We start from the raw sequence: 15342 nt of genomic DNA, 5'->3' as shown, positions 1-15342 counted from the left end.
TAATAACCGACTATTATCATGTTATTGTATTATCAGTTACATGTCAATATCATATTGGCATAACTTGTGGGTGTGTGAGGCATTTAAATTAAAAAAGTAGAAAAACGCAACCATTTTCTCATTTTGCTATGGGAAATTAAATGGCATCCCCTATCTTCGCCTACCAAACAAGTAGAGTTTCTTTTTATGCAAACAAAATTCCTACATACTAATCTATATAAACGGTGCTGTTGCATGCATAAAATATAATCTTAGAAACACTTTTAGCTACTACTTCTCTCAAAAAAAGTCATAACAAAAAAATTAAAAATTAAATGTCAAATAACAATTCAATCGACCTTACATCATTAGTCTACCAAATTGGTGGGTTAAAAGTAAGGGAAAGTTTGGAATTACTTGCAAATAAATTTTCTGGGAAGGTTACTTTTTCTTCAAGTTTTAGTTTTGAAGACCAATTAATCAGCCACGAAATACTAGCTAATCAATTACCGATTAGCATTTTTACATTAGACACAGGTCGTTTATTTTCAGAGACTTATAGCGTTTGGAACAGCACAAACGAACGTTACAATACGCATATTAAAGCCTATTATCCTCAAGCCGAAGCACTACAAAATTTTGTTGCAGAAAAAGGCCCCAATTCTTTTTACGAAAGTGTAGAAAACAGAAAAAGTTGCTGCTATATTAGAAAAGTAGAGCCGCTAAAAAGAGCTTTGGCTGGTAATGAAGTTTGGGTAACTGGTTTAAGAGCAGAACATTCACCTGATAGAGAAAACTTGGAAATGCTAGAATGGGACGAAAGTAACAATATTATTAAATATCATCCTTTATTACACTATACCACCGAGCAAGTGAAGGAGGCAATCAGCAAACATAATATACCATATAATCCTTTGCACGACAGAGGCTTTGTAAGTATTGGCTGTTTACCTTGTACAAGAGCTGTAAAACCTGGCGAAGATTTTAGAGCTGGCCGCTGGTGGTGGGAAGACGCAAGCAAAAAAGAATGCGGCTTGCATGTACATCAATAAGTCAATAGTGAATGGGCAATAGTCAGTTAAGATGATTTTTACCATTCGATTATCACAATTACAAAGCGTATTATGAGCAATTACAGATTAGATTATTTAGACCAATTAGAATCAGAATCCATCCACATTATGAGAGAAGTGGCTGGTCAATTTGAACGTCCTGCCCTATTGTTTTCTGGTGGTAAAGATTCGATTGTATTGGTGCATTTGGCATTAAAAGCATTTCGTCCAGGAAAATTTCCTTTTCCATTGGTACATATAGATACTGGTCACAACTTTCAAGAAGCGTTGGATTATCGTGATAAATTGGCGAATGATCTTGGTGAAAGATTAATTGTACGCAATGTAGAAGATACTATTAAAGCTAAAAATTTAACCGAACCAAAAGGCAAGTTTGCAAGCCGTAATGCTTTACAAACCTATACTTTATTGGATACTATTGAAGAATTTAAGTTTGATGCTTGTATTGGTGGTGCAAGACGTGATGAAGAAAAAGCAAGAGCTAAAGAAAGAATTTTTTCGGTTCGTGACGAGTTTGGACAATGGAACCCAAAATTGCAACGCCCTGAATTGTGGAATATTTACAACGGCAAAATAGACAAAGGCGAAAACGTTCGTGTGTTTCCTATTAGCAACTGGACAGAATTGGACATTTGGAATTATATCAAAAGAGAAAACATCGTTTTGCCTTCTATCTACTTTGCACATGATAGAGAAGTGTTGGAATTTGAGGGTCAATATGTGGCAATGTCAGAGTTTATCCAGTTAGAACCAAACGATAAAGTTTCTGTAAAAAAAGTACGTTACCGTACCGTTGGTGATATGACTTGTACTGCAGCCGTAGAAAGCGATGCAAGCAGTATTGACGATATTATCAATGAAATAATTGCTACCAAAACAAGTGAACGTGGCGAAACAAGAATTGATGATAAAGTGAGTGAAGCTGCCATGGAAGATCGTAAAAAGAATGGTTATTTCTAGGCGATAAAACTACGCTTAGATAAAGCTCAATAAAGTATCAAACCGTTGCAGTGTGCGACGCAACGATGCTAAATTGGAAAACAAAAGTTGATTACAAAAAAGAAAAAACGTACATCGTAATAAAGCATATGGACTTACTAAGATTTATAACCGCAGGCAGTGTAGATGATGGAAAAAGCACCTTAATTGGTCGTTTATTGTATGACAGCAAAAGCATTATGATAGACCACCTTGAAGCAATAGAAAAGCAAACCAAAAACCGTGAAGATGGTGAGATTGACTTGGCTTTATTAACCGATGGTTTGCGTGCTGAAAGAGAGCAAGGCATTACGATTGACGTGGCTTACAAATATTTTTCTACGCCAAAACGTAAGTTCATTATTGCAGATGCACCTGGCCATATTCAGTACACTAGAAACATGGTAACTGGTGCTTCAAACTCTGAGCTCATCATCATTTTGATTGACGCTAGAAAAGGGGTTATTGAACAAACGAGAAGACATTCTATTATTGCTTCTTTGCTAAATATTCCACATGTTGTGGTGGCTGTAAACAAGATGGATTTGGTTGAATATTCGCAAGATGTGTACAACAACATTTTGATTGATTATGCAGAACTAGCAAAGCAACTAGGCATTAAAGATGTTACTTACATACCAATTAGCGCCTTAAATGGTGACAATCTTGTTGACAGATCTACCAACTTACCTTGGTATGAAGGCGATACCTTGTTAAACCATTTAGAAAATGTATCTATTGCAGATGATATTAATCTTACTAATAGTCGTTTTCCTGTGCAATATGTGGTGCGTCCACAAACAGAAGAATTGCACGATTATAGAGGCTATGCAGGTAAAATTATCAGCGGTATTTATAAAGTTGGTGATAGCATTACAGTGCTGCCTTCTGGCGTAAAAAGCAAAGTATCAAAAATTGAATTGGGTGGTAAAGAAGTAGCAGAAGCATTTGCACCGCAAAGTATCATTCTGCACCTAGCAGATGATGTAGATGTGAGCCGTGGTGATGTGATTGTGAACGATAAAGACTTACCACAAGTTGAGCAAGAATTAGAAGTAGTATTGTGTTGGATGGATAGCAAACCATTAACTGCTGGTAAAAAATACTTACTTCAAATAAACAGTACAAGAGTAAGAAGTGTAGTAAAAGACATTGCGTACAAACTGAACGTAAACACACTTGAGAAGGAAGAAAATATAGAAAGCGCTGGCTTGAACGATATTGTAAAAGCAACCATTAAAACAGCTATACCTGTTGCATTTGACAGCTATAAAAATTTGCGTGTAAATGGCGGCGCTATTTTAATAGACGAGACAAGTAATGTAACAGTTGGTGCTTGCATGATTCAATAATTAACAATAGATAATGACTGATAGTAACTTCATACAACAATTACTTGAGCGCAATAAAAACTGCTTTGGCAACTTTCCTGACAAGGAACTAACCGAGCAATTTATTGATGATTTATTTACGTTTTTATTTGCTTCATGTAGAGAGAAATTTCATACAGCAGAAACGCTTTTACAGCGCTATCAAAATCATAAAAGTACGTTTGAGGTAATACTATTTGATTTACTGAAAAGTAAAGAACTAGTAGAGAAAAATACTGAGATTTTCTTTGAAGTATTACCTACTCTGTACAATCAATTGATTAAGGATGCTAATGCCACTTTAGAGTTTGACCCAGCAGCAACTTCTATTGAGGAAGTATTGGTGGCATACCCTGGTTTTTACGCAACAGCTGTACATCGCATAGCGCATCAATTACACACGCAAAAAATACCAACCTTACCTCGTTTGCTATCAGAATATGCACATAGTAAAACTGGTATTGATATTCATCCTGGCGCAACCATTGGTGAACGTTTTACAATAGACCATGGCACTGGTATTGTTATTGGCGAAACAGCCATTATTGGTAATAATGTAAAAATTTATCAAGGCGTAACACTTGGTGCTTTGAATGTAAATAAAGCAAGTGCTAGCAAAAAACGTCACCCAACTATTCAAGATAATGTGGTGATATACAGCGGTGCTACCATACTTGGTGGCAAAACAGTTATTGGTCATGATTCTACCATTGGCGGTAATGTTTGGCTTACAAATAGCGTAGAAGCATTTTCAATTGTGTACCATAAAAGCGAAATCACTGTAAAAGGCAGTTATGATTTTTCTGAAGTTTTAAATTTTGTCATATAATCATTCAATCATTTTTAATCATAGATTATGAAAGCAACTAACATTCTACAAACCATTGGTAATACACCTCATGTACAAATCAACAAGTTGTTTGGCAGTAAGCACCAAGTATATATAAAACTAGAAAAAACAAACCCAGGCTCAAGCATTAAAGATCGTATTGCGCTTGCAATGATTGAAGATGCTGAAGAAAAAGGTTTACTAAATAAAGATAGTGTAATCATCGAACCTACATCTGGCAACACAGGCATTGGTTTAGCATTGGTGGCGGCTGTAAAAGGCTATAAAATTATTTTAGTAATGCCAGAAAGTATGAGCATTGAACGTAGACGTTTAATGGCTTTATATGGTGCTGAATTTGTACTAACACCAAGAGAATTAGGCATGAAAGGCGCTATTGCAAAAGCTACGGAATTAACTGCTAGCACACCAAATGCGTGGATGCCTCAACAATTTGATAATCCTGCTAACAGTGAGATTCACCGCCAAACCACAGCATTAGAAATTGCTGCTGATTTTCCTGATGGGCTTGATTATATTATTACTGGTGTAGGTACAGGTGGTCACATTACAGGTGTTGCAGAAGTTTTAAAAGCAAAATTTCCTAACCTAAAAGTATTTGCTGTTGAGCCAGAATTATCGCCAGTATTAAGTGGTGGTGCACCAGGCCCTCACCCATTACAAGGTATTGGTGCAGGTTTTGTACCATCTATTTTAAACACTGAGATTTTAGACGGTGTTATTCAAGTAAGTAAAGATGAAGCATATACCTACGCACAACGCATAGCTAAAGAAGAAGGTATTTTAGTGGGTGTTTCTACTGGTGCATCGTTAGCAGCAGTGGCTAAGAAACTTGCTGACATACCTGAGGGTGCAACGGTGTTAACGTTTAACTACGATACAGGCGAAAGATATTTATCAATTGAAGGTTTATTCTAAAATACATATTAACCACATAGACAGATAGGCACAAAGTAAACTGGGTTTAAAAACTATGTAATTAAACAACAAAGCAATAAAACGACTCTATGTGTCTTTGTGCCTATGTGGTAAAGTAAAACATGCAAGCAAGCAACAACATATCAACCAAAGGCTACGTGGTAATAGCAGGTGCAGGGCCAGGCGATGCAGAATTAATTACCATTAAACTGCAAAAGCAACTAGCTATTGCCGATGTTATTATTAGCGACCGCTTGGTAAATCCTGATATCATTACCAATAATGCTCTTAAAGATGTAGAAGTAATTATTGCTGGTAAACAAGCCTATAACGATGCCTCTTATACGCAAGATGAAATAAACGCTTTAATAGTAGCACATGCTTTAAAAGGCAAGCGTGTATTGCGTTTAAAAGGTGGCGATGTTGCCTTTTTTAGCAATGTACTTGACGAGTTGTATGCGTTGCTTGATAAAGACATTCCTTTTGAAATTATACCCGGCATTACCGCTGCTGCAGGGGCTTCAGCCTACACAGGTATTCCTTTAACGGCTAGAAGTTTTGCCCAAGGTGTTCAATGGATAACGTTTAACCCTAGCACTAATTATCGCCCTGAAAAATGGCGTTACTTGGCTGCAACTGAAGACACTTTGGTGTTTTATATGGCATCGAAAAATGTGGGCTATTTAGCAGAATTACTTACCCGCTATGCACCTAAGAAAAACACACCAATAGCCGTAATAGAACAAGCTACCACGCCTCACCAAAAAGTAAGCATTAGCACATTGCAAAAATGCGCCGCCGACTTTAAAGACATCCAATTTAGCTCGCCTAGTTTGGTAATTGTGGGTGAAGTGGTAAGCTTACATCATCAGTTTAAATGGTTTGAAACCGCAGCAACTGATGGTAGCATTTTTAAAGAACTGACAGCAAAATAACTGTCACCCTGACGAAGGAAGGGTCTAATCGAAAATCGTTAGATGCTTCGTTCCTCAGCATGACAATAAAAAATAGATTTTTTTATGTTGGATGAAGCAAGACTACAGCAATGGAACGCTTTGATAGCAACGCTTTCAAAGGAAGAGTTAACGTGGATACATGGCTATATTGCTGGCAAATTAAGCATTGGCACTACCAGCACAGCACCTATTGCTGCACATGCTAGTGTCGCTTCGCGAAAGGTAACCATTGCTTATGGTACAGAAACTGGCAACTCAAAAAAACTCGCTTCTGACTTTGCTGCTAAAGCAAAAAAAGTAGGCATTAATGCTAAGTTGGTAAGCCTGGATCAATATCGTTTAGCTGACCTTGCAAAAGAAGACTATTTTGTTACGGTTATCAGTACGCAAGGTGATGGCGAACCACCTGTTGGTGCCAAAAAATTCTACGACCATATTCACCAAAATGGTTTTACCGTGCCTAAAATGAAGTACGGTGTTTTGGCTCTTGGCGATACCTCTTATCCTATGTTTTGCAAAACTGGTGAAGATGTAGATGCACAATTTGAAAAGCTTGGTGCTACACGATTTGCGCCTTTAAAAAAGTGTGATTTAGATTACGATACTGAGGCAAATGAATGGTTTAACCAAGTGTTACAAACCATCAATGCACCTACTGCTGTTGTTGCGCCTACACCTGCTGTTGTGGCTGCACCTGCTAAGCGTGTAACTACTAAAAAAACTTACACAGGTACTATTGCTGCCAACATTAACTTAAATGGTAGCGGTAGCAATAAACAAACCCATCACATAGAAATTATTGCAGACGATATTGAGTACGAATGTGGTAATTCGCTTGGTGTAGTGCCAGAAAATGACTTAGAAGTTGCAATAGAAATTCTAACAATCGTAGGCATTAATCAAGAGAAAATTGTTGAGTTTAAGAAAGAGTCTGACACGATATTGAACGTATTAACTAAGAAAGCCAACATTGCTTACTTACAAGAAAATACCATCAAAAAATACGCTGCTATTATTGGGCAAGAGATACCAATTGTACGTATGGATTTATTGGATTTACTAAAAATTTATCCGGTAAAAAGTGGCGAACAATTTGAAGAAGTGCTTGGTATTTTAAATGCCATACCACCACGTTTGTACACCATTGCATCGTCACCAATTGCACATACTGGTGAGGTACACTTAACCGTAGCGAAAGATGTTTTTGAAGTAGATGGTGTGCAGAAATTTGGATTGTGTTCTCGCTATTTATCGTTGCAAAAGCCCGATACACAGCTTAACTTTTTTATACAGCCAAACAAGCGTTTCAAGCTGGTAGAACCAACCAAAGACATCATTATGATTGGCCCTGGCACTGGTATTGCGCCGTTTCGTGCTTTTGTGGCCGAACGTGATGCCACTGGCGCTACTGGACGCAACTGGTTGTTTTTTGGTGACCAACATTTTACCACCGATTTCTCATACCAAACCGAGTGGCAAAACTGGTACAGCACAGGTGTGTTAACCAAAATCAGTTTGGCATTTAGTAGAGACCAAGAAGAGAAAGTATATGTACAGCATCGCATGTTGCAGCAAGCAAAAGAACTGTACGAATGGATAGATAACGGTGCCGTTGTGTACCTTGCTGGCACTAAAAACCCAATGGGTAAAGATGTAGAACACACGCTGGTTCAAATCATCAAAGAGCAGGGCAATAAAACAGAAGAACAAGCGGCAGAATACTTTGAGAAAATGAAGGATGAGTTGCGATATATGGAAGACCTTTATTAGTGAATAGTTAGTGGTGAATAGTGAATGAAAGCGAAGTGTTTTTATGTAACGAGCGCTAGAACAAGCATTAAACTTTAGTTGCGTCGCACACTGCAACTATAGAATGTGTATTGAGCATTTAAGCGTAGATAAACTTTGGCTAAAGCCAAGTTACAAACATAACTAACCCAAGCTTTAAAGCTTGGGTTAAAACAAAATCGAACTTGGCTTTAGCCAAAGCTCTTTTTACAAGAATAAAGCGTTGTGAAACTTTGTGCCGTTGTGGTTAAAACTACGCTACAATAAAAGCTGCATAAAGTGACAAACGTACAAATAGGTGCTTCGTAAACTCAGCATGAACTTGCAACAGACGTTGATAAAAGCGTTATTGCTGGTAACCAAAATAATATTCATTCATCGATGCAAATCGATATTAAAATCCCCCTTTAGGGGTTAGGGGCAACATGGAAAAACAACAATTATCTGCGGTAGAACATATAAAACTGAGAAGTCAAGGGCTGCGTGGTACGCTGCGTGAAAGCTTGCAAGACGAGATTACTGGTGCTGTGCGTGAAGACGACCATGCATTGGTAAAGTTTCATGGTATGTACGAGCAAGATGACCGTGACTTGCGTGAAGAACGTGCCGAGAAAAAGCTAGATAAATTGTATTCTTTTATGGTAAGGATGCGCATACCTGGCGGTTTAATTACTGCGCCACAGTGGGTGGCTGCGCATCATATTGCTGGCAAGTATTCAACTGGTGTTATTAAAATTACCACAAGGCAAACGATACAATTGCATGGCATTTTAAAAAGTGCCATCAAACCTACGCTACAAAGTTTTAGTCAGGTAGGTTTAGATTCTATTGCCGCTTGTGGTGATGTGAATAGAAATGTGGCTTGTGCATCGCACCCACACCAATCGCCTATTCATGCGCAAGTACATGCTTATGCAGATAAAATTAGTCAGCTATTGTTGCCTAAAACAAGGGCTTACTATGAGATATGGCTAGATGAAGAAAAGATTGCAGAAATTAATGAGGCCGACCCATTGTATCAAGACAGATACTTACCTCGTAAATTTAAAATTGGTATAGCCATACCACCTAACAATGAGGTAGACGTTTTAACCAACGATTTGGGGTTAATAGCCATCATAGAAAACAACGAGCTCAAGGGCTTCAACATAGCTGTTGGTGGCGGTTTATCGGCTACGCATGGCAACCCGAATACCTATCCAAGATTGGCAACCGTAATTGGCTTTACCGATACAGAAGAAAAAACTTTGAAAGCCGTTTATGAAGTATTAACTATACAAAGAGATTTTGGCAACCGTGCTGATAGAAAGCTAGCCCGCTTGAAATATACACTTGACAAAATGGGTGTGGAAGCTTTTACCAAAGAGCTTGAAAGTCGCATTGGCTTTGCACTTGAGCCTGCCAAAGAAGTGACATTTACTGCAAGAAAAGATGAGTACGGTTGGGTAAAAGATTATCAAGACAAATGGCACTATACCTTATTTGTAGAACATGGTAGAGTGACGGATGAGAATGATTATCCATTAAAATCTGCCTTGCTAGCAATAGCAGAAGCTGGTAAATGCACATTCAGATTTACGAGTAATCAAAACCTGATTTTAAGCGATATAGCAGAAGCTGATAAGGATGTGGTAGAGGCATTGCTAAACGAGTATCAGATTATAGAAAAGCAAAGCAATTTAACTGGCTTGCGGATAAATTCGATGGCCTGTGTGGCTTTACCAACTTGCCCTTTGGCATTGGCAGAAGCGCAACGTTATTTACCAGCATTAATTAGCAAAGTAGATCCGTTATTGGCGAAATACAAACTTGAAAAAGACGACATCGTTATTCGCATGACGGGCTGCCCTAATGGTTGTGCAAGGCCTTATGCAGCAGAAATTGGTTTAGTAGGTACATCGGCTGGGCATTATAACTTACACATTGGTGGCGATAGAGAAGGCACAAGACTAAACACCAAATACAAAGAACAACTAGACGAGACCGCTATTATACAAGAGCTTGACATTTTATTTGGCCAATATAAAAAAGACAGAAAGAAAAAAGAAACATTTGGCGACTTTGTAATGCGTCAAAAACTAGTTTAAAATAATAAGGCTCGCAATTTTTGCGAGCCTTATTTGTAAATGATGTAATACTAAGATTTTACTTTTGCTTTTGCATCTTCAACTGGTGTAGTTACACCTTTATTTTTTAAGTGCTTTTTGTTAGCATTCAAATGTTTACGGTGTGCATTAATATGCTTTTGTTCTGCACTAGCAGATTTAAGCCTACCATATGCAATATCAGTATTACGCTCTTTACGAGCTTCTTTTAACTCCTTTACATCTTTAACCACTGCTTTTTCAGCAGCTTTTTTTGTAGGTGTAGTTTGTGTAGGTACTTGTGCCATGGCGCTTATAGTAAGTGCTGAACCTAATAATAGAAATAGTGCTTTTTTCATTGTTCATTTTTTCAATGTACCCATCTTGTTATAAAACCGTGCCAAGCTTATTGCTTGTATTTTCTTTAACTTTATGTGCCTGTTTAAACTTTATAGAATAATAGTTTTATAGCAGAAAGTTTCGTTATTTTTTTCTGCTGATTCCATTAGCGATTTATAGTTTCTGCATAATCTTCCTAACTCGTTGTAGTTTAAAGCACTTAGCACTAAACTAAAGAGACTCTACTAGCAGAAAAGGATTGATTTATTTACATTTACCGTAGCAAATTCTTCGTGATTAAGAACTACCTAGGCAAAGCTTTACACCGAGAGCGAAACAAATTTCTTATGACACAACCAGACAATCATTAACTACAAAAACGATTTAATGGGTAAGTATATACCGGAAGACATTTTGAAATCATTTTTACATTCTTATGTAAAGGGTAATGTATGGCAAGTGCATAGCGGTGGTTGACTGTTTGGCTTTATACAAATAACCAAATTGACGACAATAAGAATTTGCCTATTTACCAAAAGATGAAAGAGGAATACTTTGTATTGGTAGAAAAATATCTTGACTTGAAAATTTCTAGTTTTAATGATATTAGCCTAGACTTTGAAAGCAAAGAAAACTTTGACACAAAATATGAAAGTAATTGGCAGTTTTATTATACATAGCAATTTGACATATTAAATCATTCCCTTGAATCGGTGTAGTTTCCACCACTTACCACTCAGCGTAAGGCTTCCATTTTATTACACAACGAGTTTACGTACACTATTTTACCACACCTAGCAGTTCCACTTTACTTTACCCCAAACACTTTCACGTTCAAGTTTTTCATTTGCACATTCATGGGTAGCAATTGTGTGTAAATGGCTAGTTCAAATACCAAATGGTGGTATTGGCGGTAGTCATTTAACGAAAACAAATCGTTGGTAGATACATGATTCCACTGCCTAATTTTAAAATCGTTGTTCATTAAAAAGATGTTGCGGTTACTCCAGTACACGTAGTTTTTACCGTCGTCTTTCGTATCTACCAATCCAAAACGCAAGGCAGGATTTTCATTTTCTTCGCACTCGGTTAGCAGGTTTACATCGCCTGTCATTTCTATGTACAAGTTCTTATAGCCATCTGGTATTTTAAAAATAGGCATTACAGCCGTATCAGAACTTTTGGTGTAAAAGTTATGCTGCTGTGGCTCGTTAAATTCGTACAACAACTGCTTCTCGCCTATCGCAGGGTTTTGGCTCACAGGAAAAATCTTGTTATTGTCACACACATACGAGTTGATTAATTTAAAATTATTAAGCAGTTGGGTAATATGCTTTTTAAGGCTGTCATTTTCGTAAGGCACTTGCAGTAAATCAGGCGTTAACTTGTACAATTGCGTACCAGATAGCAGGTACTCTTTGTAAATGTAGTCGTTAATTTCACGGCTCCAAGCCATAAACGGCATAGCATGAATATTACGAAACTGCGTGCTTGTATCTAGTACACCACCCATCCAGTTCACTTCTTTTGGCTGATAAGGCAGCTTGTAATTATTAAGCAACAGCGATGTAATAGTAGGCGCAATATTGTTGTGAGAATTAACCGATAAAAAGCGCTTAGGCGCTTTTAACATAGGCGAATATACTATCAAAGGCACATGGTAATCGTCTATATCACCAGTGGAAGGAAAAGACCCAATATGATGATCACCCGTAATAAAAAAGATGGTGTTTTTATATTCAGGTCGCTTAGCATAGTCTTTAAAAAACTGTCTGATACAATCATCAGAAAACATAAAAGTTACCAGCACATCTTTACAGCTTTTCAGCGTTTTCTTCATGTCAGCCGATACGGCTAAGGTTTTCATTTTTTTGTCAAACAACTTCTCGTACTGCGGCTTTTGCTCAAACAAGTAAGGCATGTGCGTAGTGCCTGTATGATAAATATTAAAGTAGGGTTCGAAGTTTAAAGAGTCCATTACTTCAAAGGCACGGCTATATAAAGCATCATCAGGGTAGCCCATAGACCAACCTTCTTTACCCATACCCATTTGCTTGTACTTTGCTCCATATTTAGACAGCATAAAGTCGGTGCCTTGCAGGCGAATATAGCCGCCCATATTATCAAAGTCTGGATTAAAGCCTACCAGAAAGTTAGTCTTATAGCCATTGCTACGCAACAGTTTTATCAATGATAAATGGTTAGGCATTGTACCTATGAGAGAGAAACCCCTTCTACCATAAGGCAACGAACCAGACAAAGCAGGATGCGCTGCAAAAGTGCCCGGTGCGGTACTTAAAAAATTATCCCAAGCTAGGCTTTTTGTAGCCAAAGAATCTAAAAACGGTGTGAAGCTACTAGCATAAGCATTGCGGCCGCTAAAGTCACGAGACAAGCCTTCTACCACTAGCAACACAATATTGGGTGGTGTGGTAGTATCAAGATTAAAGAAGCTACCTAGCACATCTTTATCATTGTTTTTACGCAACAACGGATACTCTTGGCTGGTAAACTGAAGAGGTTGGTTTTGTTGGTAAAATTGAATCTCTGATTGCAATTGTTCTGCTGTAAGGTTACTTGCATCAAACTGCCCCTTGGTAGCAAAATAGTGGTAGCTATCGTATGCCCAAAAGCTTAATTTATTGCTGGTTAAATAATAAGCAGCCGTTTGCTTAAAAGTACTTTCAGATGGATTAGAATACTTTATACCAACAGTGCTACAAGCAGTGATACCAACAAAAGCCACAATTACTTTTCCACTAACATTCATTTTGCGAAGCCACCATTGGTACAACAGAAAATAGCCTGTAATGTATACAACAAAAGGTAAGTACACCGTAATGCCACTCGTCATCATTTGCTTGGTAGTAAACCAAGATTCGTGTCTACTTCTGGTAAAAAATTCATGGTCAAATGGGGTATTTCTCTCAGAGAAAGTGATGATTAAAGCGATGTACATCATTAACAGCAACACATGTACTATTTGCAATACAGCTTTGGTAAAGTGCTTATTAATAAGGCTCAATAACAAATAAGGTAATAGTAATAACATACCAATTATGCAAGCAGCCCACACATCATACAATACACCCACAAGCTCATAAGTATAAGCATGTGGCACAAAAAATTTAGAAGCTAGTAAACAATATTCGTAAAGCCTTACCAAAAAGAAAGTAACAGTAAAAGACAGCCAAACACGATAATAAGTAGGTAAGAAAGCAGTAATTCTCGATAACATTAAGGAGGGTTAAGCCGGTAAAATTAATTTATTATTAATTTTTTGAGCAAGTATTTTGGAGAAAGCACTTACGCTTTGTTTTTTACTCAGCAAACCCACAAATACCGTTTTGTTTACACAAATGCTTTTGTTAAAACATTGGCAAATCTAATAGCACAAATAACCCAAGCCGAATGGCTTGGGTTATTTAACATTTATTGATTCTTATAAAAAAGCTGCAAAGCGATTAGAACGTACAAGTGTGGACGCAACAGCAGCTAAATAGCAATACAACTGCTGGTAACACAAAGAAAATACTAGTACAACATACGCACTTTGATAGTTTCTTTTACATTGCGCAATAGTTCTGCTGCTTGTTTTGATAGTTTTTTATCTACGTCTAACACCACATAACCAATATCGTCGTTGGTTTTTAAGTATTGGCCCACAATATTGATGTGGTGCTTACTTAACTCAGTATTGATAGCGCTTAAAACACCTGGTACATTGTTGTGAATATGCAAAATACGATGCGCACCTTCAACCGGTGGCAAGCCAATAGCAGGCAAGGTTACAGAGCCGTTGGTAATACCTTTTTCAAGATATTGGAACAATTTATTGCTCACATCGTCACCAATATTTTCTTGCGCTTCCTCGGTGCTACCGCCAATGTGTGGGGTTAAAATCACATTGCTTAAACCTTGCAATGGTGTGGTAAATGTATCGCCATTTTTTTCTGGCTCCCAAGGGAAAACATCAATTGCAGCGCCACTCAACTGCCCATCTTTTAAGCATTTTGCCAAAGCATCTAAATCAACTACTTCGCCACGGGCATAGTTAATTAAAATAGAACCTTGCTTAAAATGCTTAAGGTTGTTTTTATTGATTAAGTTTTTGGTTTGCGCTGTTTCTGGTACGTGTAAAGAAATAATATCAGAAGTGCTTACCAAATCTTTTAATGTTTTGCAGGCAATGGCATTACCAAGTGGCAATTTGGTTTCAGTATCGTAAAAACGCACTTTCATACCAAGGCTTTCGGCCATAATACTTAGCTGAGAACCAATGCTACCATAGCCAATAATACCAAGGGTTTTACCACGCATTTCAAAGCTACCTTTGGCTTCTTTGTTCCAAATGCCTTTGTGCGCAGCCGCGTTTTTGTCTGGTATTCTGCGAATCAACATGATGCTTAAGCCAATTACTAACTCTGCCACGCTACGTGTATTGCTGTAAGGTGCATTAAAAACGGTGATACCTTGTTTGGTAGCTTCTTTTAAATTTACCTGATTGGTACCAATACAAAAGCAACCAATGGCTTGCAATTTTGCGGCACTATCTAAAACCTTTTTGGTGATTTGTGTTTTGGAACGAATACCTAGTAAGTGAACATCTTTTACTGCTTTTATTAACTCGTCTTCACTTAATGCGCCACCAAGTTTGGTGACATTGGTGTAGCCATTTTCTTTAAACTTTTGAACCGCTTTATCGCTAATGTTTTCTAAGAATAAAATCTTAATCTTTTCTTTTGGATAGCTGGTCAATTCTTGCTTACTCATGGCGCAAAAATAAATAAATTAGAAATCATTTAGCCAATTTGAAAATAATTACAAATTCTTAAAGAATACTAGCCTTTTTCTTGAATATTTTACAATTAGTTTACTAAAATCTAAACTTATTGTAGCGAAATTTAAAGAAGCGATAGTAGTTACTGAAATTCAAAATTCTAAACTTCAAATTTCAAATGCGCAAATAGCAACCCCTATATTTGCCGCAAGTGTAAAAATAGTGTC

General features: G+C 37.4%; 12 protein-coding genes. 9 read left to right on the top strand and 3 right to left on the bottom strand.

Going from position 1 to position 15342, the window contains the following annotated elements; translation table 11 throughout:
* Nucleotides 1–314 precede the first annotated feature (314 nt).
* From ACT9TX_RS09415 to ACT9TX_RS09380, 8 genes are all read left to right on the top strand, one after another.
* Nucleotides 315–1031: a phosphoadenylyl-sulfate reductase gene (locus ACT9TX_RS09415; protein ID WP_481338031.1), complete on the top strand. Its 717-nt coding sequence runs from the start codon at nt 315–317 to the stop codon at nt 1029–1031.
* A gap of 72 nt (nt 1032–1103) precedes the next feature.
* Complete coding sequence (gene cysD / locus ACT9TX_RS09410) at nt 1104–2012, top strand: sulfate adenylyltransferase subunit CysD (protein ID WP_481338030.1); 909 nt, start codon at nt 1104–1106, stop codon at nt 2010–2012.
* Nucleotides 2013–2140: 128 nt separating this feature from the next.
* Nucleotides 2141–3382, top strand: a complete 1242-nt coding sequence (locus ACT9TX_RS09405) for a sulfate adenylyltransferase subunit 1 (RefSeq protein ID WP_481338029.1) — start codon at nt 2141–2143, stop codon at nt 3380–3382.
* Between the two features lie 13 nt (nt 3383–3395).
* On the top strand, nt 3396–4229 hold the full coding sequence (locus ACT9TX_RS09400; protein WP_481338028.1) for a serine O-acetyltransferase: 834 nt from the start codon (nt 3396–3398) through the stop codon (nt 4227–4229).
* Between the two features lie 27 nt (nt 4230–4256).
* On the top strand, nt 4257–5168 hold the full coding sequence (gene cysK, locus ACT9TX_RS09395) for a cysteine synthase A (protein ID WP_481338027.1): 912 nt from the start codon (nt 4257–4259) through the stop codon (nt 5166–5168).
* A 122-nt stretch (nt 5169–5290) separates the two neighbouring features.
* Nucleotides 5291–6103, top strand: coding sequence for a uroporphyrinogen-III C-methyltransferase (gene cobA / locus ACT9TX_RS09390; RefSeq protein ID WP_481338026.1), 813 nt, complete (start codon nt 5291–5293; stop codon nt 6101–6103).
* Between the two features lie 84 nt (nt 6104–6187).
* Entirely contained in the window at nt 6188–7894 is a 1707-nt protein-coding gene (locus ACT9TX_RS09385) for a diflavin oxidoreductase (protein WP_481338025.1), read from the top strand.
* A 443-nt stretch (nt 7895–8337) separates the two neighbouring features.
* Nucleotides 8338–9999, top strand: coding sequence for an NADPH-dependent assimilatory sulfite reductase hemoprotein subunit (locus ACT9TX_RS09380; RefSeq protein ID WP_481338024.1), 1662 nt, complete (start codon nt 8338–8340; stop codon nt 9997–9999).
* Between the two features lie 50 nt (nt 10000–10049).
* On the opposite strand, the gene ACT9TX_RS09375 is transcribed toward ACT9TX_RS09380, so the two are convergent.
* Nucleotides 10050–10355, bottom strand: coding sequence for a hypothetical protein (locus ACT9TX_RS09375; RefSeq protein WP_481338023.1), 306 nt, complete (start codon nt 10353–10355; stop codon nt 10050–10052).
* A 519-nt stretch (nt 10356–10874) separates the two neighbouring features.
* Between ACT9TX_RS09375 and ACT9TX_RS09370 the strand changes: the two genes are divergently transcribed.
* The gene (locus ACT9TX_RS09370) at nt 10875–11015 is read left to right on the top strand and encodes a hypothetical protein (protein WP_481338022.1); all 141 of its coding nucleotides are present in this window, start codon (nt 10875–10877) and stop codon (nt 11013–11015) included.
* A 128-nt stretch (nt 11016–11143) separates the two neighbouring features.
* Here ACT9TX_RS09370 and ACT9TX_RS09365 read toward each other — a convergent pair whose 3' ends face one another.
* The gene (locus tag ACT9TX_RS09365; protein WP_481338021.1) at nt 11144–13573 is read right to left on the bottom strand and encodes an LTA synthase family protein; all 2430 of its coding nucleotides are present in this window, start codon (nt 13571–13573) and stop codon (nt 11144–11146) included.
* 296 nt (nt 13574–13869) lie between these two features.
* Nucleotides 13870–15108: a phosphoglycerate dehydrogenase gene (gene serA / locus ACT9TX_RS09360; RefSeq protein WP_481338020.1), complete on the bottom strand. Its 1239-nt coding sequence runs from the start codon at nt 15106–15108 to the stop codon at nt 13870–13872.
* Between the last annotated feature and the right edge of the window lie 234 nt (nt 15109–15342).

The sequence above is a fragment of the Parasediminibacterium sp. HNIBRBA5674 genome (genome assembly GCF_056745525.1).
Note: the sequence above shows the minus strand (reverse complement) of the source record. Positions and strands in the feature narration are given on the sequence as shown.

What these genes read in the sequence shown, in the direction of transcription:
- ACT9TX_RS09365 (WP_481338021.1), bottom strand. Translation starts at nt 13,573, where the DNA reads ATGTTATCGAGAATTACTGCTTTCTTACCTACTTATTATCGTGTTTGG.
- cobA (WP_481338026.1), top strand. Translation starts at nt 5,291, where the DNA reads ATGCAAGCAAGCAACAACATATCAACCAAAGGCTACGTGGTAATAGCA.
- ACT9TX_RS09385 (WP_481338025.1), top strand. Translation starts at nt 6,188, where the DNA reads ATGTTGGATGAAGCAAGACTACAGCAATGGAACGCTTTGATAGCAACG.
- cysD (WP_481338030.1), top strand. Translation starts at nt 1,104, where the DNA reads ATGAGCAATTACAGATTAGATTATTTAGACCAATTAGAATCAGAATCC.
- ACT9TX_RS09400 (WP_481338028.1), top strand. Translation starts at nt 3,396, where the DNA reads ATGACTGATAGTAACTTCATACAACAATTACTTGAGCGCAATAAAAAC.
- serA (WP_481338020.1), bottom strand. Translation starts at nt 15,108, where the DNA reads ATGAGTAAGCAAGAATTGACCAGCTATCCAAAAGAAAAGATTAAGATT.
- cysK (WP_481338027.1), top strand. Translation starts at nt 4,257, where the DNA reads ATGAAAGCAACTAACATTCTACAAACCATTGGTAATACACCTCATGTA.
- ACT9TX_RS09370 (WP_481338022.1), top strand. Translation starts at nt 10,875, where the DNA reads ATGAAAGAGGAATACTTTGTATTGGTAGAAAAATATCTTGACTTGAAA.
- ACT9TX_RS09415 (WP_481338031.1), top strand. Translation starts at nt 315, where the DNA reads ATGTCAAATAACAATTCAATCGACCTTACATCATTAGTCTACCAAATT.
- ACT9TX_RS09380 (WP_481338024.1), top strand. Translation starts at nt 8,338, where the DNA reads ATGGAAAAACAACAATTATCTGCGGTAGAACATATAAAACTGAGAAGT.
- ACT9TX_RS09375 (WP_481338023.1), bottom strand. Translation starts at nt 10,355, where the DNA reads ATGAAAAAAGCACTATTTCTATTATTAGGTTCAGCACTTACTATAAGC.
- ACT9TX_RS09405 (WP_481338029.1), top strand. Translation starts at nt 2,141, where the DNA reads ATGGACTTACTAAGATTTATAACCGCAGGCAGTGTAGATGATGGAAAA.